Annotated in this window: 20 protein-coding genes; 11 read left to right on the forward strand and 9 right to left on the reverse strand. The window is 57.6% G+C overall.

Annotation, left to right across the window (positions count from 1 at the left end; translation table 11 throughout):
* Positions 1-83: 83 nt before the first annotated feature.
* Positions 84-950: an NAD-dependent protein deacetylase gene (locus IEW65_RS01200; protein WP_188637694.1), complete on the forward strand. Its 867-nt coding sequence runs from the start codon at positions 84-86 to the stop codon at positions 948-950.
* Here the strand turns inward: IEW65_RS01200 and IEW65_RS01205 are convergent.
* Complete coding sequence (locus tag IEW65_RS01205) at positions 947-1600, reverse strand: DNA-3-methyladenine glycosylase (protein ID WP_188637695.1); 654 nt, start codon at positions 1598-1600, stop codon at positions 947-949. The genes IEW65_RS01200 and IEW65_RS01205 overlap by 4 nt on opposite strands.
* Positions 1601-1670: 70 nt before the next feature.
* Between IEW65_RS01205 and IEW65_RS01210 the strand changes: the two genes are divergently transcribed.
* The 4 genes from IEW65_RS01210 to IEW65_RS01225 all read left to right on the forward strand — a co-directional run bounded on the left by IEW65_RS01210 (position 1671) and on the right by IEW65_RS01225 (position 5590).
* A complete protein-coding gene (locus IEW65_RS01210) occupies positions 1671-3149 on the forward strand; it encodes a protein adenylyltransferase SelO (RefSeq protein ID WP_188637696.1) in 1479 nt (492 codons plus the stop codon).
* A gap of 183 nt (positions 3150-3332) precedes the next feature.
* Positions 3333-4379: a DNA polymerase IV gene (gene dinB / locus IEW65_RS01215; protein WP_188637697.1), complete on the forward strand. Its 1047-nt coding sequence runs from the start codon at positions 3333-3335 to the stop codon at positions 4377-4379.
* 113 nt (positions 4380-4492) lie between these two features.
* The gene (locus IEW65_RS01220; RefSeq protein ID WP_188638262.1) at positions 4493-5299 is read left to right on the forward strand and encodes an alpha/beta fold hydrolase; all 807 of its coding nucleotides are present in this window, start codon (positions 4493-4495) and stop codon (positions 5297-5299) included.
* A 42-nt stretch (positions 5300-5341) separates the two neighbouring features.
* The gene (locus IEW65_RS01225; protein ID WP_008958845.1) at positions 5342-5590 is read left to right on the forward strand and encodes a YkoF family thiamine/hydroxymethylpyrimidine-binding protein; all 249 of its coding nucleotides are present in this window, start codon (positions 5342-5344) and stop codon (positions 5588-5590) included.
* Between the two features lie 35 nt (positions 5591-5625).
* Here IEW65_RS01225 and mapR read toward each other — a convergent pair whose 3' ends face one another.
* Positions 5626-7035: a GntR family transcriptional regulator MpaR gene (mapR, locus tag IEW65_RS01230; protein WP_188637698.1), complete on the reverse strand. Its 1410-nt coding sequence runs from the start codon at positions 7033-7035 to the stop codon at positions 5626-5628.
* Positions 7036-7241: 206 nt separating this feature from the next.
* Between mapR and ccoG the strand changes: the two genes are divergently transcribed.
* Together ccoG and IEW65_RS01240 are read left to right on the forward strand one after the other, a co-directional pair.
* Positions 7242-8672, forward strand: a complete 1431-nt coding sequence (ccoG, locus tag IEW65_RS01235; RefSeq protein ID WP_188637699.1) for a cytochrome c oxidase accessory protein CcoG — start codon at positions 7242-7244, stop codon at positions 8670-8672.
* 63 nt (positions 8673-8735) lie between these two features.
* Positions 8736-9383: a hypothetical protein gene (locus IEW65_RS01240; RefSeq protein WP_188637700.1), complete on the forward strand. Its 648-nt coding sequence runs from the start codon at positions 8736-8738 to the stop codon at positions 9381-9383.
* 66 nt (positions 9384-9449) lie between these two features.
* Here the strand turns inward: IEW65_RS01240 and gabT are convergent, their stop codons facing one another.
* The 6 genes from gabT to csiR all read right to left on the reverse strand — a co-directional run bounded on the left by gabT (position 9450) and on the right by csiR (position 15978).
* On the reverse strand, positions 9450-10724 hold the full coding sequence (gene gabT, locus IEW65_RS01245; RefSeq protein ID WP_188637701.1) for a 4-aminobutyrate--2-oxoglutarate transaminase: 1275 nt from the start codon (positions 10722-10724) through the stop codon (positions 9450-9452).
* Between the two features lie 56 nt (positions 10725-10780).
* On the reverse strand, positions 10781-11719 hold the full coding sequence (locus tag IEW65_RS01250; RefSeq protein WP_188637702.1) for a sensor domain-containing diguanylate cyclase: 939 nt from the start codon (positions 11717-11719) through the stop codon (positions 10781-10783).
* Positions 11720-12514, reverse strand: coding sequence for an EAL domain-containing protein (locus IEW65_RS01255; protein WP_188637703.1), 795 nt, complete (start codon positions 12512-12514; stop codon positions 11720-11722).
* Positions 12515-12757: 243 nt separating this feature from the next.
* A complete protein-coding gene (locus tag IEW65_RS01260; RefSeq protein WP_188637704.1) occupies positions 12758-13972 on the reverse strand; it encodes a CaiB/BaiF CoA transferase family protein in 1215 nt (404 codons plus the stop codon).
* 53 nt (positions 13973-14025) lie between these two features.
* The gene (locus tag IEW65_RS01265; RefSeq protein ID WP_188637705.1) at positions 14026-15204 is read right to left on the reverse strand and encodes an acyl-CoA dehydrogenase; all 1179 of its coding nucleotides are present in this window, start codon (positions 15202-15204) and stop codon (positions 14026-14028) included.
* A gap of 84 nt (positions 15205-15288) precedes the next feature.
* Positions 15289-15978: a DNA-binding transcriptional regulator CsiR gene (gene csiR, locus IEW65_RS01270; protein ID WP_188637706.1), complete on the reverse strand. Its 690-nt coding sequence runs from the start codon at positions 15976-15978 to the stop codon at positions 15289-15291.
* 109 nt (positions 15979-16087) lie between these two features.
* On the opposite strand from csiR, the gene lhgO reads away from it, so the two are divergent.
* The 4 genes from lhgO (at position 16088) to IEW65_RS01290 (ending at position 21029) form a co-directional block, all read left to right on the forward strand.
* Positions 16088-17281, forward strand: coding sequence for an L-2-hydroxyglutarate oxidase (gene lhgO / locus IEW65_RS01275; RefSeq protein ID WP_188637707.1), 1194 nt, complete (start codon positions 16088-16090; stop codon positions 17279-17281).
* A gap of 155 nt (positions 17282-17436) precedes the next feature.
* Positions 17437-18396, forward strand: a complete 960-nt coding sequence (locus IEW65_RS01280; protein ID WP_188637708.1) for a TAXI family TRAP transporter solute-binding subunit — start codon at positions 17437-17439, stop codon at positions 18394-18396.
* A 19-nt stretch (positions 18397-18415) separates the two neighbouring features.
* Positions 18416-18910: a DUF1850 domain-containing protein gene (locus tag IEW65_RS01285; RefSeq protein ID WP_188637709.1), complete on the forward strand. Its 495-nt coding sequence runs from the start codon at positions 18416-18418 to the stop codon at positions 18908-18910.
* Positions 18911-19016: 106 nt separating this feature from the next.
* Entirely contained in the window at positions 19017-21029 is a 2013-nt protein-coding gene (locus tag IEW65_RS01290; RefSeq protein WP_188637710.1) for a TRAP transporter permease, read from the forward strand.
* A 107-nt stretch (positions 21030-21136) separates the two neighbouring features.
* Here the strand turns inward: IEW65_RS01290 and IEW65_RS01295 are convergent, their stop codons facing one another.
* Positions 21137-23665: a penicillin-binding protein 1A gene (locus IEW65_RS01295; protein ID WP_188637711.1), complete on the reverse strand. Its 2529-nt coding sequence runs from the start codon at positions 23663-23665 to the stop codon at positions 21137-21139.
* Positions 23666-23833 lie beyond the last annotated feature (168 nt).

The following is a 23833-nucleotide window of genomic DNA, read 5'->3' on the forward strand; positions in this document are numbered from 1 at the left end:
CTCCGCTATCGAGGGCACATTGCATGTGCTTATATTGTCATACAGTATCGTTGACTTGTCGCAGTATTGCCTAGGGTGATCCATTGACGCAGGCCGTGGAAAGTACAGAAAAACGCGAGAGTAGCCAGGTGGCCGGGGAAGCACTAGCCGCTTTTATCAAACGCCACCCCAAACTCTGGGTGATTACCGGGGCGGGGATGAGTACCGACAGCGGGATTCCTGATTACCGCGATGCCGATGGCCAGTGGAAGCGCCCACCGCCGGTGCAGCACGGTGATTTCATGAGCTCCTTCGCCGTACGCCAGCGCTACTGGGCGCGGGCGCTGGTGGGCTTCAAAGCCATGCGCGAAGCCCAGGTGAGCGGGGCGCATCGGGCGTTGGCAGAGCTGGAGGCGATGGGTCATGTGGAGTTGCTGGTGACGCAAAACGTGGACCGCCTGCACCAGCGGGCGGGCTCGAAAAAGGTGATTGATCTTCACGGCAGGGCGGATGTGGTGGCCTGTATGGCCTGCGGCTATCAAATGATGCGTCACGCCATGCACAGTGAAATGGCGCGCATGAACCCAGCCTTTGCCGCGCTAGATGCCCGCCACGCGCCGGATGGCGATGCGGATCTGGAAACCGATTTCTCCACCTTTAAAGTATTGGACTGCCCGCGCTGCAAGGGCATCCTCAAACCGCAGGTGGTCTACTACGGCGATGTGGTGCCCCCGGCGCGGCGGCTGGCGGCCCAGGCGGCGCTGCAGCAAGCCGATGCGGTGCTGGCGGTGGGTACGTCGTTGATGGTCTATTCCGGCTACCGCTTCTGCCGCGATGCCCACGCTATGGGCCTACCCGTGGCATCGCTCTCGCTGGGGGTGACCCGTGCCGATGAGTTTTTGACTCACCAGTGGCGCGCGCCGCTAACGCCGGTGCTGGAACAGGCGGTGGCGTGCCTGAAGGGCGCTTAACGCGCTTTAGATACCCACGGGTTGCCCTCGCTCCATAGCCGCCAGGGAGCGTCGCGGTCGGCGGGTTGGGCGTAATCGATGCCGACTCTTGGGCCGCTGGCAATCGCGCTGGGCGGCTCGCCAGAGGTAATCCACAATCCGTTCGACTGATCGCCGTTTTGCGTCATATCGTGGCCGTAGAGGGCGTTATCGATACGCAGTGCCCGAGTCAGTTTGCCGGGGCCGTTGCTTAGATTACGCCCCGCCACACTGCGCCATGCGCGCATGGCAGGCTCGCCGATCACAGGCTCTACCGCTCGAATCAATACCGCGCAGGGGTTGCCTTCCGGCTGGGTCACCACGTTCAGCAGCCAGTGCATGCCGTACACCAAGTAGACGTAAGCGTGGCCGGGCGGGCCAAACATCGCCTCGGTGCGTGGGGTTCTGCGCCGGTGGGCATGGCAGGCGGAATCTTCCGAGCCACGGTAGGCCTCGGTTTCCACGATGCGCGCGGCCATTAGCTCGCCATCGAGCTGGCGCACCAGCCAACAGCCCAGCAGGTCTCGGGCGACTTCCAACGTATCGCGGTTGTAGAAGGCCTGGGGCAGGGGCGTGAGCGCCTCTTGCTCAATCGGTAACGTAACAGGGGTTAACGCGTCTCTATGCGGCATGCTATCGCCAATTACTTGAGTAAGCTGCTAGGGTATTCTGTAGGCCATTAATTGAAAAGCGGAGTTGCCCGTGCTGACCTTTGAACACCAGTTTGCCACGCTGCCAGAGCCCCTATGGGTGGCCTGCCAGCCCACGCCCGTGGCGCAGCCCAGCCTGATCGCGTTCAACGATGCCCTGGCTGCGCAGCTAGGCATGCAAACCCGGCCCGACGACGCCACGCTGGCCCAGTGGTTCAGCGGTAACCAGCTGCCGCCGGGTGCCGAGCCAAAAGCGCTGGGCTACGCCGGGCACCAGTTCGGCAACTTCGTGCCGCAGCTAGGCGATGGCCGCGCACTGCTGTTGGGCGAAGTGGTGGACCAGCAGGGCATACGCCGAGATGTGCAGCTAAAAGGCAGCGGCCGCACGCCGTTTTCTCGCGGTGGCGATGGCCGCTCTCCCCTTGGCCCGGTGCTGCGGGAATATCTGGTGAGTGAATTTATGGCCGCCGTGGGCGTACCCACCACTCGCGCCCTGGTTGCCGTCGCTACGGGCGAGCGCGTGGTGCGCCAAATGGCCGAGCCGGGGGCCGTGCTGACCCGTGTGGCCAGCAGCCATATTCGCGTGGGCACGTTCCAGTTTGCCGCCGTTCGCCGCGATGAAGAAGCACTCAAAGCGCTGGCCGATCATGTGATTGCCCGCCACTACCCAGAAGCGGCCAACGCTGAAGACCCGTACCTGGCACTGTTAGAAGCGGTGACCGCCCGCCAAGCGGCACTGGTGGCGCGTTGGATGAGCCTGGGCTTTATTCATGGCGTGATGAACACCGACAACTGCAGTATTGCCGGTGAGACCATCGATTACGGCCCCTGCGCCTTTATGGAACAGTTCGACCCACAGAAGGTATACAGCTCCATTGACCAGGGCAGGCGCTACGCCTTCAACAATCAGCCGGGCATTGCCCAATGGAACCTGGCCCGCTTTGCCGAAACCTTGCTGCCGCTCATGCGGGAAGAGGGCGATGCCGTGGTAGAGCAGGCCACCGAAGTGCTTCGCGGTTTTACCTCCCGCTTTAGCGCCGAGCAGCGCCGCCTGCACGCTAATAAGCTAGGCCTCGCTCCAGAAAGCGACCACGCCGCGCCGCTGATGGAAGCGCTGGAAATTCATATGCATCAAGGCCGCATGGATATGACCGCGACGTTCGACGCGCTAACGCACTATGCGCAAGCGCTGAGAAAGGACTCGTCAGCCCATTCCCAAAAAGAGGCGCTGCTAGCGCTGACCACTCAGCCCGATGGCCTGACCGCTTGGCTGGCCGACTGGGAAAACGCCCAGCAAGCGAGCCAGCAGAGTGAGCGCCTGGAGGCCATGCGCCGCGCCAACCCGGTGGTGATTCCTCGCAACCACCGCATCCAAGAGGTCATCGATGCGGCGGTAGAAGGCGATTTCGCGCCCTTCCACACGCTGCTCGCGGCGGTCACACAGCCTTTTGATGAATCCGAAGAAGCGCGCCGCTTGGCCGCCCCGGCCACGGAAAGCGAACAGGTGTTGCGCACCTTTTGTGGTACGTGATTTAGACCAGCGAATATGGGCGGAAAACTCGTAGCGGGGGTCTTTCGCCAGGGATGGCGAAAGTAGCGTCCAGGGAGGGATTCACAGCGCCCCCGCCTAGGGTTTTGCTGCTCATCAGCGCTGTAGCATACCCTGTGATAAACTGTGCTTTTTTACAGGTAATGGCGGAGGCAAGGTCGGCCTGTGCGCAAAATCATCCACTGCGACTGTGACTGCTTCTATGCGGCGGTAGAGATGCGCGATAACCCCGCGTTAACCGATATCCCCATTGCCATTGGCGGCAGTGTGGAGCAGCGCGGGGTGGTCGCTACCTGTAATTATCCGGCGCGTAAGTTCGGCATCCACTCCGCCATGCCCATGGCCCAGGCGCTCAAACGCTGCCCCCATCTCACGGTGATTCGTGGCGATATGGCGAAGTACAAAGATGTTGCCCGTCAGGTGTTTGCTATTTACCGCGATGTAACCGAACTGATCGAGCCGCTCTCGTTGGATGAAGCCTTTCTGGATGTCTCGGAGGTCACGCTCCACCACGGCAGCGCCACCCGCATGGCCGAAGCCATTCGCCATCGGGTGAAGCAGGAAGTGGGCATTACCGTCTCGGCGGGCGTGGCACCCAACAAGTTTCTCGCCAAGATCGCCAGCGACTGGCGCAAGCCTGATGGGCTGTTTGTCATTACGCCAGACGATATCGACGCCTTCGTTCAGCAGCTTCCGGTGAAAAAGATCCACGGCGTAGGGCCACGCACCGCTGAAAAGCTGGCGGAGCTGGGCATTCAGACCGGCGCGGATCTGCGCGCATGGCCACTTACCGAGCTGGTGGAGCGCTTTGGCCGCTTTGGCCATCGCCTGCATGAACTCAGCCACGGGCGCGATGAGCGCCCGGTCAAAACCCACCGCGAGCGTAAATCAATCAGCACCGAGCAAACCTACTCTCAAGATTTACCCACCCTGGAAGCCTGCCGTCGCCAGCTCCCTGAGCTGATTAGCGATTTAGAACGCCGCTACGCTCGCCTAGACCCGGCACCCGCCGTGCGCGGGGTGATGGTGAAGGTCAAATTCAACGACTTCACCCAAACCACCGTCGAACACGCCGACCCCGCACCCAACTTGGAACAGTTTGAAACCTTGCTGAACGTGGGATGGGCGCGAGGCGAGCGCCCCGTGCGCCTGCTGGGTGTCGGCTACCGCTTGGCGGAAGAGACCGCTGCCCAGCAGCTCTCGCTGTTTTAATTAGCCTGTTAACCCTTGGGTGGATTGACGGGTTTCCGTGCTCGCGTTAAAACAGACGTATGATAGATAGCGCTTCTTCCCGTTAGCCTAACCGCGAGCCTGCCATGCCTGCCATGCCTGCCGATGCCACCCAACGCCCCCGTTTAGTGTTTGCCCATGCCAACGGCTTTCCCGGTTTGAGCTACCGCAGCCTGTTAGACCCGCTGGCAGAGTCGTTCGATTTACACCCGCTAGACCGCCTGGGCCACCACCCGGATTACCCGGTGAATCACAACTGGGGCAATTTGGTGGATGAGCTGATTAGCTACCTCCCCGATACCGACGCGCCGCTGCTGGGCGTCGGGCATTCGCTGGGCGGCACGCTGATGGCCATGGCTGCGGATAAACAGCCGGAGCGCTTTGGTGGCGTGATTATGCTCGACCCACCGCTGATGCTGGGGCCGGATGCCTGGGCGATGAAAGCGGCCAAGCGGTTTGGGCTGATGGACCGCATTACGCCAGCAGGTAAAACCAAAGGGCGGCGCAGCGTGTGGCCCAGCCGTGAAGCGATGGCGAACTCGCTACGGCGGCGGGGGCTGTTTCGTGGCTTTACCCCCGAGGCGCTCAACGACTACATTGAAGCAGGCACGCGGCTTTTAGATGACGGTAGCGCCGAGCTGACCTTTGACCCGCGCATCGAGCTGGAAATTTTCCGGCACTTACCGGATCACCTCTCCAACCTGCCGCAGCGCGTATGCGTACCCATCCAACTGGTGGCGGGGCAGCAGTCGCACTTGATGACGCCTTCACGGCTCAAGCGCATCGCTCGTCGCGGGCTGCCGGTGAGTATGGTGCCCGGCACGCACATGTTCCCGATGGAACACCCAGAAGAGACGCGCTCGGCGATACTGGCCGCGTGGCAGCAGTTTCAAACAGCGTAGCCTTAGAGGTGATGCAGCCATAGAGGCGATTAAGGAGACGATATGTATCTTTCCGTACAGCTGAGCTACTACCCGCTGGCCGATGATTTTAAGCCAGTAGTCAAAGAGGTGGTCAAACGTTTAGAGGCCACCGGGCTGGAGGTTCACCCCAACCGAATGAGCACCCAGGTATTTGGCGAGTTCGATGAAGTGATGGCGGCACTAAGCGACGTGATGAAGTGGTCGTTCGAGACACATGGCAAAGCCGTGTTTACGGCTAATTTTTTAGAGGGTGACCGGCGGCCTCGGTAAATAACGCCATCGCGCGTGTGATGTTCTTCATCGCGCTAGAAACGGCTCAATAACGTGCCCAGCGTTTCCATTCCCCGTTCGCTGCGCTGGGTCCAGGGGTGGCCATAGCTTAGGCGAATGCAGTGGCGAAACTGTTGGGTTGCGGAGAAAATCGGCCCTGGCGCGAGGCTAACGCCATGGTCGAGCGCTGTGCGAAACAGCTGCAGCGAATCCACGTGTTCGGGAAACTCCACCCAAAGGAAATAACCGCCCGCAGGGCGGGTGATGCGCGTATGCGCTGGGAAGTAGCGATCTGCCGCCGCCAGCATGCTGGTTTGCTGGGCTTCTAGGGCATGGCGAAGCTTGCGCAAATGGCGGTCGTAGCCACCGTGTTGTAAATAGTCAGCAATGGCGGCCTGGGCGGGGATAGAGGGGGAAATAGTGGTCATTAGTTTTAGCCGCGAGATCTCCTGGGCATAACGGCCGCCCGCTACCCAGCCGACCCGATAGCCGGGTGCCAAGCACTTCGAGAAAGAGCTGCAGTGAATCACCAATCCCTCATCATCAAAAGCCTTAACGGGGGCGGGCGGCGTGCTGCCAAAATAGAGCTCGGCATACACGTCATCCTCTAGCATGGGCACTTGGTGCTGCTTTAATAACTGGTAAAGCACCTGCTTGCGCTCGTTGCTTAGGCTAGCGCCGACGGGGTTCTGCAGATGGCTCATAAACCAGCAGGCTTTGATGGGCAGCGTGGCTAATCGCTCTGCCAGCACTTCTAGGTCAATCCCTTCCCGAGGGTGAACCGGAATTTCCACCGCGCGTAGTTTGAGCCGCTCCAGCACCTGCAGGCTGGCATAAAAAGCAGGCGACTCAACTGCTACCAAGTCCCCCGGCTGTGTCACGCACTGTAGGGCTAGATTGAGCGCCTCCATTGCGCCATTGGTAATCACCAGTTCGTCCATCGGCAGCTGAATGCCGCCCAGCATGTAGCGCAGAGCAATCTGCCGACACAGGTCGGTATGCCCGGTGGTCATATCGGCCACCACCTGTTGGGGCGAAAGCGCCCGCAACCCTCGCGTCATACTGATACTTAAGCGAGAGAGTGGAAACAGCTCAGGGCTCGGGAAGGCCGAGCCAAAGGGCACCGTTTGATCATCCTGCAGTGAGTCCAGCACCGAAAACACTAGCTCGCTGACCTTCACTTCCGCTGGGTCGGTGGGTTGTAGCGTGACGCGGGGTTCGTTGATCAAGCGCCGCGCATGTTCACGAACAAAGTAGCCCGAGCGCGCCCGAGCACTAATAAGCCCTTGGTTTTCCAGCAAGTAGTACGCCTGAAACACCGTCGAAGGGCTAATGCCGTGATGGCGGCTCGCTTGGCGCACGGAGGGGATGCGCTCGCCTGGGCCCAGTACGCCTTGGCGAATCAGCGTGGCTATCTCATCGGCAAACTGTTCATAGCGTTTCATGGCATAAACTCGCTGGTGCTTGGCGCGGGTGCTTAGTGGGATCAACAGAATCGATATTCTCAATCAAAAGCATATCAAAACTGATACGGCTTTTTTCTCTAAAACTGAATCTGTTTTAGTGATTGGCTGGGAGGGCATAGTAGCGGCTTATTCGGTGACGCCCCTCGACCGTACAGCTCGCCACTCCCTCTTTTCTGGATATCGGTATGACGCAACGCATTCCACTGCAAGACCTAACCACCGATGCAGCCGTTGAACACCACTCGCCTAAGGCGAAACCTACGGGTCGCTCGCCCTCTAAGTCGGGGCATATCTATGTGCGAGAAATACAGGGCTTTTTTCAGCGCATAAGGCGTTATTCCAACTGGCTGCTGATAGCGCTCTATGTAGGCTTGCCGTGGATTCAGTGGGGTGACCGCCCTATGGTGTGGTTTGATCTCTCTGCCCAGGAGTTCCACCTCTTTGCGGCGACGTTTTATCCCCAAGACTTTATCTTACTGACCTGGATTCTGGTGCTGTGCGCGTTTGGTCTGTTTTTGATCACGGTGGCGGCGGGGCGAGTGTGGTGTGGCTATAGCTGCCCGCAAAGCGTATGGACGTTTCTGTTTATTTGGTTTGAGCACCGCCTGGAGGGGCCAAGGCACCGTCGGATACGCCGCGACAACGCATCTAACACGCTGGGGTCGTTATGGCGAAAAGGCGCTAAACATACCGCTTGGCTACTGATCGCATTGGTAACGGGCGTCACCTTCGTGGGCTATTTTACGCCGGTGGGTGAGCTCGTGAGGGATCTATTCAGTCTAGAGGCACACCCTTGGGCGCTGTTTTGGGTTGGTTTTTTTACCCTGTTTACCTACCTGAACGCTGGCTGGTTGCGCCATCAGGTGTGCCTGCACATGTGCCCCTATTCACGCTTTCAGTCGGCCATGTTTGATAGCCATACGCTGATTGTTTCTTACGACCCCGCCCGTGGTGAGCCGCGTCGTGGCCATCGAAAAGAGGTTGCGGAAGCGGCTGTTGGGGACTGTATTGATTGCGAACTGTGCGTTCAGGTGTGCCCCACGGGGATCGATATTCGTGATGGCCTGCAGTATGAGTGTATTGGCTGTGCGGCATGTATTGATGCCTGCGACAGCGTGATGGCGCGTATCGATAAGCCGCTGGGTCTGATTCGCTACACCACTGAGCGCGCGTTAGAGGGGAAGCCTACGCGGTTTTGGCGTCCTCAGCTGTTGGCCTATACGGTGGCGCTGCTTTCTATGGTGGTTTTGTTGATCAGTTTTTTGAATGCCCGGGTGCCTATTGATGTAGACATTGCCCGAGACCGTCAGGCGCTGTTTGAAACCACGGCCGAGGGGCGCATTATCAACTACTACACCGTGACGCTGCGCAATCAAGATTCGCAGGAACACCAATACGTGTTATCCGCCACCGGTTTGCCAGGGCTGCGTTTACAAGGTGCCAACACGTTCAGCGTGGACGCTAATGAAACGAGGCAGTTACGCGTCGCGCTCAATGCTGACGCGTCAGCGCTGACCCAGCCGAGTCACCCGGTGGTGCTGCATATCACTGCGTTAGATGAGCCTTCGATCTCCTCTAGCATTGAAACGCGGTTTTTAGGATCGACCCGTCAGTAAGAGTGGGCTAAGTAGGTGTGAGGCTACGTAGATGTGAGGATAAGTAGGAATGAGGTTAGATAAATGATCACTGTGCTGATTTTTTTGATGATATTTGTGGGCGTAACAGCCGCTTGGTATCAGATTTACCAGATGCACTTCACTATCAATACGCCTAACGATGCGAAGCTTTCGGGTCATAAAAGTAGGCAGCTGGATACGCTCACGGCCGCTCAGCAAACGTCCTCGGATGAGGCCGATGCTTCACGCTTTGAAGAGGCCGCAACGTGCATCTTTGGGCGTGGATTTAACATAGAAGCCCTTCGCATTGCGTTCTCTCAGGAGGGGCGAGAGGCCTATGCGTTGCCGCTTCTGCGACGTCAGAGAAAACTCACTCGTCCCTCGTCGCATCAGGCAGGAGAGGGCGGTGTTCGCGTACGTCATCTGGGGTTGTTTAAGACACGCTTGCCGTCTATCAATGTCAGAAGTGCGTTCATCCTGGCGGTGATCGCTAACTGTGGGTTGGTTCAGCTACTGGCGGCGATGAGTGTTTACACCATTCACTACTCAGTAGACGTATCGGCGTTCGCGTGGGTCAATCAGCCGGTGATGATCCTGTTGGCCATCTGGGGAGTGGTGCTCCTGAATGCTCTGATATTCAGATGGGATGCCTATACGCATGATCTTTATCAGATCAGACAGTTGAACCAGCAGGCCCCCCTGTTCAACTAATAAAATATGATGCGTAAAAACCACAACGCCGCCCCATGGGGCGGCGTTGTGGTTGGTGCAGAGCGCTTAGATCAGCGATTCCAGGCAGGATTCGATGATATCTAGGCCTTCGTTCAGCACGTCGTCTTCGATGGTGACGGGCATCAGGAAGCGGATGGTGTTGCCGTACATGCCGCAGGAGAGCAGGATCAGGCCCTCTTCACGGGCTTTTTTGCACAGCGCTGCTGCCAGCTCCGGGTTCGGGGTGCGGTCGGTCTTGTTGTTGACCAGTTCGAAGGCGGCCATGGCGCCCATGTTGCGCACGTGGTCGATACAATCGAACTTGCCCTGCCACTCGTTGAAGCGTGCCGCCAGCTTCTCGCCAAGGGCCTGACTCTTCTCGAGGATGTTTTCCTCTTCGAAGATTTCCATCACGGCCAGCGCCGCCGCACAGGCGGTGGGGCTGCCGGTGTAGGTGCCGCCCAGGGAGTTCGGGCCAGAGGCGTCCATCACTTTATCGGTGCCCACGATGGCAGAGATCGGCATGCCGTCGGCCATACTCTTGGCCATGGTCATCATGTCCGGCTCTACGCCGCTGTGCTCAATGGCAAACATCTTACCGGTACGGCCAAAGCCAGACTGCACTTCGTCGATGATCATCAGCATGCCGTGCTCATCGCAAATTTCGCGAATCTTCTTCAGGAAGCTGGGCGGTGCGGGGTAGAAACCACCTTCACCCAGTACTGGCTCAAGAATGATCGCTGCGGTGTCTTTCGGGTTGGCATCGGTTTTCAGCGTCATCTTCAGGCCGCGAATGGCTTCGTCTTCGCTGACACCGTGGTAAGGCACCGGGTAGGGGGCGCGGAATACGGTGCCCGGCATCGGGCCGAAATCGGTTTGGTAGGGCGCAACCTTGCCGTTCATCGCCATGGTGTAGAAAGTACGGCCGTGGTAGCCGCCGTCAAAGCAGATCACGTTAGAACGGCCGGTGGCGGCGCGGGCAATCTTCACCGCGTTTTCCAGCGCTTCAGCACCGGAGTTGGCCAGCATGACTTTGGCATGGCCACGCACGGGAACGATGTGGCTCAGCTTTTCAGCCACTTTGACGTAGCCTTCGTAGGGCATGACCGTTTGGCAGGTGTGCATCACCTTATCCAACTGGGCTTTCACGGCCGCCACGACTTTCGGGTGACGATGCCCTACGTTCAAGACGCCGATGCCGCCAGCGAAGTCGATAAAGCGGTTGCCGTCGGCGTCCCAGATCTCAGCGTTTTCGGCGCGGTCCGCAAAGGCGGTGGCGGGGCTTGCAGCGCCCGCGGCGACGTATTTCTGCTTTAGTTCGTTTAGCTCGGCATTGCTCATGACTCAGCTCCTTCAAGGATAGGGTGTTGCTTTAGCATAGTGCGCAATAGCGTTGATCACACTGATGACGATGCGATGACAATTTGGTTGCGCCCTGCTTGTTTTGCCTGATACATCGCTTTATCAGCGCGATCAAGCATTCGAGTACTCGACGCTTCAATGTAACACGCGATACCCGCCGATAGCGTCACAGTCAGCTCATGTTCCGTGTAAGGCGTTTGCTCGACCTTTTGGCGAATGCGCTCCATGGCGGTATACGCTGAATCGGCATCTACCTCCGGCATGATGACCAAAAACTCTTCGCCCCCCAGGCGTACCTGGAAGTCAGTTTCACGCAGTTGTTGATTCACCACCTGCGTGAGTTCTTGCAGCACGCTGTCGCCAGTGCTGTGGCCGTAGGTATCGTTGATGCCCTTAAAGTCATCTAAATCGAACAGCACGATACTGAGCTGATTGCCGTAACGGCGGCAGCGCTCAAGCGCCTCTTCCAGCTTGGTAAGGCCCTGGCGGCGGTTAAGTAGCCCGGTTAGCTCATCGTGATGAGCTAAATATTCCAGGCGCTCGTTAGCCTGCTTGAGCCGCTCTTCCAGCTGTTTACGCTGGGTGATATCAACGATAAACGTGACCTTGCGTGACACGCCGTCGTCCCCTTCAATGCGTGCGGCTTCGGCGATGATGGTACGGGTTTCGCCATTCTTGCAGCGTACTTCCCACTCTTGACGCAGCTCATGAGTTTCATCGCCTTGAATAAAATCATCATGAAGCTGGCGCATGTGAGGGCGGTATGCCTCTGGCACTACCAGGGTAAAATGTTGACCAATCAGCTCTTCTTCTTGGTAGCCGTAGAATTGGCAGTAGGCGGGGTTGACCATCTCAAACAGCCCGTGAGGGTCGGTAATACAGATACCTAAGGGGGCTGTCTTAATGACGTTTTCTGTATTGCGTTTGGAACGGTTTACCAACTGGTAAAGATGGTCCGTACTCATACTTGTCATTCAGCTCTCCGTGCTTAGTTGTGCTTCCGTGCGTAACGCTTCCAGCAGTGGCGTTAAACCAGTGCCCAGTGAGCCAATGGCGGGTTTGGCAAAAAAGAAGCCTTGTTGGCGGGTAATGCCAGCACGAGCCAGCCATAGTGCTTCTTCACGGGTCTCAACACCCTCAGCAATCAGTGCCATATCCAGTTCGGTGGCGAGCAAAATAATGGCATTTAACAGCGCTTGGCGTCGGGTGTCGTGGTCGCAATTCATGACCAGTTCACGATCAATTTTCAGCTTGTCGGGAGCGAGGTCGGTGAGCAGGTCCAGGTTGGCGTAGCCGTTACCAAAATCATCGAGGGCGGTTTTAAAGCCCATGGTGCGGTAGGCATCGATAATGTTGCACAGGTGCTGTCGGTCGCGTACTCGCTCGGTTTCGGTAATCTCGAAAATCAGCTTGTCCATGGGCCAGCCTACTCGCTGGGAAACTTCCAGGGTGGCCTGAATACATGCTTCTGGCTCATAGACGGCATTAGGCAGGAAGTTAATGGAAAGATCCGTTTCCATGCCCAGCTCACTGGCAAGCTCAATAGCTTTGACGCGGCAGGCTTGATCAAAGCGGTAGAGCAGGTCATCGGTGACTTGGGAAATCACGCTCCAGGCAGACTCGCCGTTGATTCCCCTCACCAACGCTTCATGGGTCACTACGCGGGCCAGCGCAACATCCACAATAGGTTGAAACGCCATCGTGAACTCAAAGGGGAGCTCTCCTTCGCAGCGTTGACACGTGCCGTTCACCCGTGCGCAGTTACCCATAACGTCTCCTGAAGTGTTTGCTCGCTTGCGTGGCGGAATTGTTTTGCACTACTTAATGAAAAAGCGTGGGTACGTTAGTGTTTTCTAAACAAATATCATGTTTAAAGGTATTAGCAGTCTAGCGCTTTGATGATTGGCTGTATAGGTTTTGTACAGAGAAGGTGGGCTATTGAAGAAAGTTTCGCTGCTATCAAAAACGCCCGGCTGGGCGTTTTGAAAGGGTGTTACCAAAAGGAGGAGGGCTTAAATAATACCCGCTTGGCGCAGTGCTATGCGCTGCTCATCGGTGATGCCGATGGCATCCAATACACTGTCGGTGTGCTCGCCGAGCGTGGGTGGTGCGGTTTTGGCACTGATGGATTCGCCGTTAATGCGAATCGGATTGGCCACTAAGTGCACTTCTCCTGCTTGGTGATGGGGCAGCGTTTGCTTAAGGCCGCGAGCTTTCACGTGGGGATCGTCGAAAACGCGATCCAGCGTATTAATCGGCCCACAGGGCACGCCTACCGTTTCAAATGCCGACAGCCAGGTGTCGGTTGGCTGCGCGGCGAGGGCGAGCTCCAGTAGCGGCACCAAGACATCACGATGCTGCACCCGGCTGCCGTTGGTCGCAAAGCGCTCATCTGTAGCAAGCTGGGGTTGATCAATGACCTGGCAGAAGCGCTTGAACTGTTCGTCGTTGCCCACCGCCACAATCATATGGCCATCCGCCGTGGCAAACGCTTGGTAGGGCACGATATTAGGATGGGCATTACCAAGCCGCTGCGGCACTTGGCCAGAGGTTAGGTAGTTCAGCGCCTGATTGGCCAGCACGCCCACCTGCACATCCATCAAGGCCAAATCAATATGGCAGCCTTCGCCACTGTCGCGGCGCTGGTAGAGCGCTGCCAGCACTGCGTTAGCGGCATACAGGCCGGTAAAAATATCGGTAAAGGCCACGCCGCTTTTTACCGGGCCACCACCGGGTTCACTGTCCGGCTTGCCGGTCAGGCTCATAATCCCGCCCATGGCCTGAATCATAAAGTCGTAGCCCGCCCGGTGGGCATAGGGGCTTTCCTGGCCAAATCCGGTAATCGAGCAGTAGATAATGCCGGGATTGATCGCCTTTAAGCTGGCGTAATCCAGGCCGTACTTCTTTAGCCCGCCGACTTTAAAGTTCTCCAGCACCACATCCGACTGGGCGGCAAGCTGTTTAATCAGCGCTTGGCCTTCGGGCTTGGCCATATCCACCGTTACCGAGCGCTTACCGCGATTGGCGCACAGATAATACGCGGATTCAGTGCTACCGGAGAGCCACGGAGGCCCCCAGTGGCGCGTATCATCGCCGCTTTGGGGGCGCTCGATTTTGATCACTTCGGCACCCATATCGGCCAGCATCTGCCCGCACCAGGGGCCTGCCAGTACACGAGAAATATCGAGTACTTTAATGCCTGCTAGTGGCTTTGCGGCTGTGCTCATCGGGTGCCTCGTTGCTAGTGATCGATTCGTTGGTATGCGTTAGTCGGTATGGATTAGAAGAAGGACTGAATGCCGGTTTGCGCGCGGCCCAGAATCAGGGCGTGCACATCGTGGGTACCTTCATAGGTATTCACGGACTCCAGGTTCACCATGTGGCGAATCACGCCGTACTCGTCAGACACGCCGTTACCGCCGTGCATATCGCGGGAAACGCGGGCGATATCCAGCGCTTTACCGCAGTTGTTGCGCTTGATCAGCGAGATCATTTCCGGTGCCCAGTTGCCGCTGTCCATCAGGCGACCCACCTGCAGGGCGGCTTGAAGGCCCAGGGTGATCTCCGTTTGCATATCGGCCAGCTTCTTCTGGATGAGCTGGTTGGCGGCCAGCGGGCGGCCAAACTGCTTGCGGTCCAGGGTGTATTGGCGGGCAGCGTGCCAGCAGAATTCGGCGGTGCCCATCACGCCCCAGGCAATGCCGTAGCGCGCTTTGTTCAAGCAGCCGAAGGGGCCTTTCAAACCGCTGACGTTGGGCAGCAGGTTCTCTTCGGGAACGAAGGCGTTGTCCAGCACGATCTCGCCGGTAATAGAGGCGCGCAGCGATACTTTGCCTTCGATTTTCGGGGTAGAGAAGCCTTCGGTGCCGCGCTCAACAATAAAGCCTTTGATTTGGTTATCGTGAGCGGCGGATTTCGCCCATACCACGGCAATATCGGCAATCGGGCTGTTGGTGATCCACATTTTCGCGCCGGTCAGGCGGTAGCCGCCATCCACTTTTTCCGCACGGGTGATCATGGAGCCCGGGTCGGAGCCGTGGTCGGGTTCGGTCAGGCCAAAGCAGCCGACCATCTCGCCACTGGCAAGCTTGGGTAGGTACTTATGCTTCTGCTCTTCAGAGCCGTAGGCTTCAATCGGGTACATCACCAGCGACGACTGCACGCTCATGGCAGAGCGGTAGCCGGAATCGACACGCTCAACTTCACGGGCAATCAGGCCGTAGGCCACGTGATTCACGCCTGCACCGCCGTACTCCGGGGAAACCGTCGCGCCCAAGAGGCCCAGTTCACCCATCTCCGACATGATGTCGCGGTCAAAACGCTCTTCACGGAAGGCGCTGAGCACGCGTGGCTGCAGGTTTTCCTGGCAGTAGTCGTGAGCCGCATCGCGGATCTGGCGCTCTTCGTCAGTGAGCTGGCTTTCTAGCAGTAGCGGGTCGTCCCAGTTGAAGCGTGTCATAGCGTGAACTCCGAAAGATGATTTTGTTGAGTCCAATGTATCGCCGTTATTTAAAAATATCTACATTTTTTTAAAACGCAGAATTTAATGGATGCCTCGCGCTTGAAGTACCCGAGTAATGATCGGCACCGGCGTCATTAGGTGGTCACGCATCAGGTTGGCGGCTTGCTCAGCATTTCGCGCCAGAATCACGTCTACCAGTGCAGCATGCTCTTGGCGTTTGGTTTCAAGGGCTTGGGGCGACATCACGGTCTCTTGCAGCCATAAGTGGCGGTAGCGCTCTACCTGATCAAACAGGGTATCGCGCATTTGCAGCAGGTGCGGCGAGTTACAGCCACTGGCGATGGCGGTGTGAAATGCTTTGTGGCGTAAATCCCAGCCGTCCAGTAGTTCATCGGGGGAGCTAACCTCGGTCACTTTGGCTAAGCGGTGGGCGGTGGCCAGCACGTTGGCTTCCCAGTCGTCATCGCCGCGCTCAATCGCTAAGCGCAAAATCAGCCCTTCTAACTGGGCGCGGGCGTCATAGATGTCGTTTAATTCGGCCAAGGACATCGCTGCCACCCGATAGCCGCGCTGGCTAATCGCCACCACTAAGCGGTCGGCCACCAGTTGAGAAAGTGCTTCGCGCAGCGGCCCTGTGCTCACTCCGTAATACTCTTTTAAGCGGCTCATTAAGAGCTTCTCTTCAGGCGCGTAGCGGCCGCGAATGATGTCGTGCTTTAACGCTTGGTAGGCGCTAATCGCGAGGTTTTGGCGCGGTGCATCGTGCTCCATGAGGACTCCTTAGAACAGTGTGTTAGACCAATGTAGGGGCGTGGCGGTCAACGTTGAATAGCGGCTATTATCAATAAATTTTGAAAATTTGGCACAGGTAACGACATTTATGTGGGATTTCATCATTGTGGGCGGCGGCATATTGGGATTTTCCACCGCGATGCAGCTGCAGCAGGCCTACCCGGATAAGCGCCTGCTGGTGATTGAGAAAGAGGCGGAGGCAGCCCAGCACCAAACCGGCCACAACAGCGGGGTGATTCACGCAGGGGTGTACTACACGCCGGGTAGCCTGAAAGCGAAGTTTTGCCTGGAAGGCAACCGCGCCACGCGTGAGTTCTGCGACCAGCACGGCGTGCGCTACGACATTTGCGGCAAGCTATTAGTCGCCACCAACGCGCTTGAGAAACAGCGCATGGAGGCATTGTGGGAGCGCACCGCCGCCAACGGGCTGGAGCGGGAGTGGTTGGAAGCCGATGCGCTTAAGGAGCGCGAGCCCAATATCACCGGCGTGGCGGGCATTTTTGTGCCCTCTAGCGGCATTGTGAACTACGCCGAGGTGACCCGTGCCATGGCGGCGGAGTTTACGCGCCTCGGTGGTGAGATCCGCTTTAACCACTGCGTTACCGGACTTGAAGAGCGCGCCGATGAAGTGGTGGTGACCACTCAGCAGGAAACGTTTACAGGCCGCTATTTGGTCTCTTGTTCTGGCCTGATGGCGGATCGGGTGATTCGCATGCTGGGCAGAGACCCTGGCTTTACGATCTGCCCCTTTCGCGGTGAATACTACCTGCTGCCCGAGCGCCACAACCAGATCGTCAACCACCTGATTTACCCCATTCCTGACCCTGCGATGCCGTTTTTGGGTGTTCACCTAACGCGCATGATTGATGGCACGGTGACCGTTGGCCCTAACGCGGTGCTGGCGCTGAAGCGCGAGGGTTACCGTAAGCAGGATATGTCGTTGAAGGATATGGGCCAGATGTTTACCCACCCCGGTATTTTGAAAGTGCTCGGTAAGCATTTAAAACCAGGGCTGTTTGAGATGAAAAACTCGCTCTATAAGCGCGGTTATCTTGAGTTGGTGCGCAAGTACTGCCCCGGCTTAACGCTTGAGGACCTTACGCCTTACCCGGCGGGGGTACGCGCTCAGGCGGTCTCCAATGACGGCAAGCTGGTGGATGATTTTCTATTTGTGAATACCAAACGCACGGTGAACGTAGGCAATGCGCCATCGCCTGCGGCAACCTCGGCGCTGCCGATTGGTGCCCATATTGTGGAGCAAGTCAAAGCACTGTTGAAATAGGGTGAAAGCGTTTTGCTGCATTAGCATCTTACGCGCCAGCCGTGCTAACTTCTGTCCACCGCCCCTGGTGCTGGCAACAGCGATAGGGGCTGGGGCTTCACACCTCCTTTACGTCAACCATACCTATAAGTCCAAGTAGGACGGAGGAAACGCTCATGCGAACTCTAAAATATACCGTAGCAGCATCCATGTTAGCCGTAGCGCTGCCTGCCAGCGCACAGCAGCTCTCGATTGCCACCGGCGGCACCGGCGGGGTGTATTACCCCATCGGCGGCGGCTTTGCTGAAATGATCAACAACCATATCGAAGGTGCCCAGGCGACCGCCGAAGTGACCGGTGCGTCTGTTGAGAATATGGGTCTGATTATGCGCGGCGATGCCGACTTAGCCCTGGTGCTGGCAGATACCGCCTACCAAGCTTATACCGGTACCGGTGACTTTGATGGCCGCCAGATTGAGAACACCCGCGCGCTCGCGTCTGTGTATCCCAATGCCGTACAGCTCGTCACCTTGGCAGAGTCTGACATTCAGAGCATTGCGGACCTAGCCGGTAAGCGTGTCTCTGTAGGCGCACCGGGTAGCGGCACCGAGCTAAACGCTCGTGCCCTGCTGGAAGCCAACGGCGTCAGCTATGAAGATTTCACTCCTCAGCGCCTGAACTTCAACGAAACCGCTGACGCGATTCGTGATGGCGATATCGATGCCGGTTTCTGGAGCGTTGGCCCGCCCACTAGCTCTATTCTGAACCTTGCCGCTACCCGTGATATTCGTCTGATTGGCCTATCGGATGAAGAGATTGCGAACGCTCAGGAAGTCGAAGCGGTATTTGCTCCTTACGAACTCGCCGCTGGCATGTACGACGGCATGGATGAAGCGGTTCAGACCATTGGTATTCCCAACGTCCTAGTGGTGAATGCCGATATGGACGAAGAGCTGGCCTACCAGCTGACCCAGCTGCTGTTTGAAAACACCGATGAGCTGATTGCCGTTCACCCGGCGGCTAACGACACCACCGTTGAATTCACCATGAACTCAACGCCCGTACCGCTGCACCCAGGCGCAGTTCGCTACTTTGAAGAAGTTGGCACCGAGATTCCGGACCGTCTGCGTCCGTAATGGATCAAGGAGCACGGCCATGCAGTGGCAGCAACGACTGATGGCGCTCTTATTGATCAGTGGTATGTACGCCGAAGCGGGGGTTACCCCCGCTTCGGCGGCTGTGTCTATGCGCTTAACGGTTGTGAGCGAGCAGGGCGAAACGCTAGTGGATGCAGCCGCGCCTGACGGTAGCCGCTGGTGCATCCAGTGGCAGCACTCTGTGGAGCACTTCACGGTGTTGGATTGTTACCGCAACGCAGGTGGCATTATGCAGCTAGAGCGAAGCCACCAGCCGGATTTTGCCGCAGGGCTTGGGCATATCTACGGGCGTGGTGAGCAGGTATCTGACGGTGAGGGCGGATACTGGATTAATGCGATTGACGAACCAGTGGCCAACAACCGCTATGTGCTGCGGGTGGGGTCAATGGCGGTCAACCATAGCGTGATATGGCCCGCCAAAGAGCACACCACGGTCAGTTTGAGTGAGCGCGCTGCGGGGCAACGCGTCACTATTGAGCTGACAGCACCCTAAGCAACATCGACTATTATTCGTTAGTAAAGCGCTTATCTCATTACGTTTTCATAAAAATTAAGTGGGTGTTAAACCCCCTAAGTTAGCTAACGCTTCCGAGGACTTCATGAACGAATCCACGCCTCCACCGGTTGTCATGCCGGGCGGTAATGCGATTCAACCCCGCTTCATTTTATGGTGTATCACCATCGTTGCAGTGGGGCTTTCGTTATTCCAACTCTATTCGGCGGGTATCCAGCCTTTAGGCCTGTTTTACCAGCGTAGTATTCACCTAGCACTGATTATGATGCTGGCATTTTTAATGTTCCCCGCCTTTGGGCCTAACCGTAAGCGCGGTGTGTTGGGGTGGGGCATTGATCTGATCTTTTTTGCCGGAGCGCTCATTACCGGTGGCTATTTAGTCTTCAATCTAGATGCGATTTTCAGCCGTGCTGGGTTCTGGAGTGAGACCGATATTCTGGTTGCCTGTATCGCCACGGTGACCGTGCTGGAAGCCAGCCGCCGTGCAGTGGGCTTCGGCATGACGGTGATTGGCCTGTTGGCCATCATCTACGCCTTTGCTGGCCCCCGGGGTGAGTTGCCCTGGCTTGGCGAGTGGATGCCAGGAATTCTAGAGCATCGGGGCTATAGCCTCGACCGTGTGGCCGGGCAGCTCTACCTGGGGCAAGAGGGTATCTTCGGCCTGCCGCTGGGGGTTGCCGCTACCTATATCTTTATTTTCGTACTGTTTGGCGCGTTTCTGGAAAGTACCGGCGCGGGTAAGTTCTTTATTGATATGGCGTATGCCGCCACTGGCCGTCAGCGGGGTGGCCCAGCCAAAGCCGCCGTATTGGCCTCGGCGGGCATGGGGTCTATCTCCGGTAGCGCTATTGCTAACGTGGTGACCACCGGTGCTTTCACTATTCCGCTGATGAAGAAGCTGGGCTACCAGCCAAAACAGGCGGGCGGCATTGAAGCAGCAGCCTCTACCGGTGGGCAAATTATGCCGCCGCTGATGGGCGCTGGCGCGTTTTTGATTGCGGAATATACCAATACGCCGTACCTGGAAATCGTCAAAATCAGTATTTTACCGGCGATCATGTACTTTGCGACGGTCTATCTGTTCGTGCACATCATCGCCTTGAAGCAGGGCATGCAGGGCTTGCCGAAAAGCGAGCTGCCGCAGATGCGCCAAGTTATGAAAGATGGCTGGCACTTCCTATTGCCGCTGGCAGTGTTGGTCTGGCTGCTCGCCATGAGCATGTCGCCCATGCGCGTTGGCTACTACGCCGTGGTGACCATGGTGACGGTGGCGGTGCTGCGCTACGCGCTGTGGTACTTCTTTGTGGCACCGAAGCAAGGCCAGCCGGTGACCGCTGAACGCACCAAAACGGTTATTTGGGCGGGGCTAGTAAAGCTGGTGCAAGGCTTAGAGCTGGGTGCGCGCAATGCGGTGGCGGTCTCTATGGCCTGTGCGGTAGCGGGCATTATCGTCGGCGTTGTTGGCCTGACTGGTCTGGGTCTGAAATTCTCCTCCATGATGCTGGCGTTCTCCGGCGGTAACCTGGTGCTGGCACTGTTGATGGTATTGCTGGCGAGCCTGATTCTGGGGATGGGCCTACCGGTGACCGCAAGCTATATCGTCCTTATCGTACTGGTGGGCCCGGCGTTGACCGCTGAGTTTGGCGTGCCGCTGTTGATTGCTCACTTGGTGGTGTTCTGGTACTCCCAGGACTCCAACGTGACGCCACCGATTGCCTTGGCAGGGTTTGCGGGGGCTGCGATTGCGGGCAGTAAACCCATGGAGACAGGCTTCCAGGCATGGAAGTTTGCCAAAGGGCTCTATCTGATTCCGCTGTTTATGGTCTTCAATCCAGAGATCATTGTCGGTGGGCCGGTGCTCGTGGTGGCCTGGAATGCGGTCATTGCTTTGCTCGCGCTATGTGCGTTTGCGGCCTCTTTAGAGGGCTACTTGTTTACGCGTATGTCCTGGTTGCCGCGCTTGGCCATTGGCGGCGCGATTTTTGGGGTGTTCTATCCAAGCCTCTGGACAGAAGTTGCCGGGGTGGTGGTGATGGTGGTGGCCATTGCTGCCAACTGGCAGGCCAGTAAGCGTGAGGCTGCGCCCGTCGCTGGTTAATCTCGCGGCGTTAGCGTAAAAGCCGCTGCATAAAAAAGCCCGGAAACCTTAGGTTTCCGGGCTTTTTCGTGAGTGGTTAGCCCGCGGGCTAGCCGATTGTTAGTGAATTAGAAGATTGACTCTGCGGTGCCTGAGCCTTGTGAACCGCTGGCTTCTTCAAGCTCTTGGCTAATCCGGCGAGCCTGGAAGTCTGGCAAGTGATCCTGGTGGAACAGCTCGGAGATACCCCCTGACTGGTCATCGTGCAGGCGTCGGCCGGTTTCCGGGTCAACGCGGGCAGTGACAATCGTGGCGGGGCGCTCGGGAATCGCAGACGGAGTGCCCGCCAGGGAGTCACCCATGAACTCAATCCAGATCGGTAGCGCCGCATTAGCACCGTACTCGGCGATGGTGTCGTTGCTGTCTTTACCGACCCATACCGTGGTGACAAGGTTGCTATTAAAGCCTGCAAACCACGCGTCACGCTGGCTGTTGGTGGTGCCGGTTTTACCTACGATGTCATCGCGATTAAGGCTCAGCGCCGCGCGTCCGGTACCCGAGGTAATAACGTCACGCAGCATATCGCGCAGGATATACACCGCCGCCGCGTCGGCAACGCGAGGTGCCACCGGGTAGGTTTTGCCATCGATCTCGACGGTTTCCTGCCCTTCGGCACAGCTTACACAAGCTACCTGCGGGGTGGCTTCATCGATAAGCTCGTTATCATCATCGCGAGTGACGCGCTCAATAAACCAGGGCGCGACCTGGAAGCCACCGTTGGCGATCACCGCGTAAGCGTTGGTCATCTCCATCGGCGTGAGGCTGGCGCTACCCAGGGCCAGTGAGAGACCACGAGGCAAGCGTTCAGAGGCAAAACCAAAGCCTTCCAGATACTCAATGGTGTGATCTAGCCCCATGGTTTGCAGTACGCGAATGGTGACCAGGTTACGCGAGCGTGCCAGGGCGGGGCGCAAGCGCATTGGGCCCTGGAAGTCACGGCTAGAGTTCACCGGACGCCACAGGGCGTTACTGCCGTCATCGAGCACGACAGGAGCGTCATTCACCACGCTAGCCGCGTTCATTTCACCATCTTGCAGCGCGGCGAGGTAGATAAACGGCTTGAAGATAGAGCCGGACTGGCGCTGGGCCTGCACGGCACGGTTGAACTTACTGGCGTTGAAATCAAAGCCGCCCTGCAGCGCCAAAATAGCCCCGGTGCGCGGGTCTTGCGCTACCAGCGAACCTTCGGCATCCGGACGCTGAGAGAGGCGCAGTGAGCCGTCATCGGCTTCAACAACACGCACCAAGTCACCGCGCTCAGCAATTTGAGCGGCACTGCTGGGCTCGGCTCCGCGGCTGCGGGGGCTCAAATAGGGGCGCGCCCAACTGAGGCCGTTCCAGGCAATGGTCTGTAGCTCGCCGCCACGCATCAGCACCTGCATTTCACGGCCACTGCTCTCTACGACGATGGCCGGTCGCAGCAGCCCATAATTGGGCGTGCGCTCTAATACTTGCAGCCAATTACTGACGTCGCCTTCAACGCCCTCTACCTCTGTTTGGCTACGCTGTGCCGCCTGACGAGCGGTTTGGCGGATTTCGGGAGACTCAGACAGCTCCTCTTCCAGGCCTTGTGTGTTGGTCTGCTCTTGCGCTTCGAGCAGGCTCGGAGCGATATCTTCTTGCTCAGCTCCGCGCCAGCCGTGGCGCAAGTCATAAGCAATCAGGCCATTGGCGAGCGCTTGACGAGCGAAGGGCTGCATTTCGCTGTCGATGGTGGTGTATATGCGGTAGCCGCCGGTGTAAGCCGTATCGCCAAAGCGCTCAATGGCGTACTGGCGCGCCATTTCTGCCACATAAGCCGCATCGACTTCGGTTTGGGTGTAATGACGGCGCGCTGTCACTGGTGCCTGCACGGCATTTTGGTAGGCCTCGTTATCGATATAGCCAAGTCCGCGCATGCGGAACAATATCCAGTTACGGCGAATCAGCGAGCGCTCAGAGTTAGCCAGCGGGTTAAACGCGGAGGGAGCTTTGGGTAACCCGGCGATCATGGCGGTTTCAGCGAGGCTCAGCTCAGCAAGCGGCTTGTCATAATACGTCTCAGCAGCCGCGGCAATACCGTAGGCGCGGTTACCTAGGAAGATCTTGTTGACGTATAGCTCGAAGATTTCCTCTTTATTGAGGATTTTCTCCATTTGCAGGGCCAGCAGAATCTCACGGATCTTCCGTGTAAAGGTCTGATCCAGGGTCAGCATGTAGTTACGCGCGACCTGCATGGTGATGGTCGAGCCGCCCGACTGGATGGTGCCGCCGCTCTGTACCAGCTCGACCATTGCACGGGCCAAACCGCGCGGGTCTACGCCTGCGTGGTCAAAATAGCTGGCATCCTCTGCTGCAATCAGCGCATTGATCATATCTTGGGGAATGTCGTCGAAATCGATCGCCATGCGGCGCTCTTCACCGAATTCGCCAATCAGCTTGCCGTCGTTAGTGAAAATACGCAGCGGTGTGTGCAGTTCAAAATCCTGCAGCTGGCGAACATCGGGTAATCCCGGCGAGAAATAGATAGCGGCACCAATCACCGCCAGTATGACCGCGCCAGACAGCGCAACAACCAGCGAAAATAGTGACAGCACAAGAGTTCGTAAAAACGTCATGAACAGTGGGCACCCGTGAAAAGAAGAGTAGGTATGGTGGTGTAACCGCCATAGCGCGCAATTGGCTGCCATTATAGGAAGGGGAAGCAGCGGCCACCAGTGTTGATATGGCGTAGAGGCATTGGCGTGTGCCTTAACTGAAAATCATGTAACCTCGAAACTCGCACG

Origin of the sequence: Vreelandella lutescens, assembly GCF_014640815.1 — a bacterium.
Classification (GTDB): domain Bacteria; phylum Pseudomonadota; class Gammaproteobacteria; order Pseudomonadales; family Halomonadaceae; genus Vreelandella; species Vreelandella lutescens.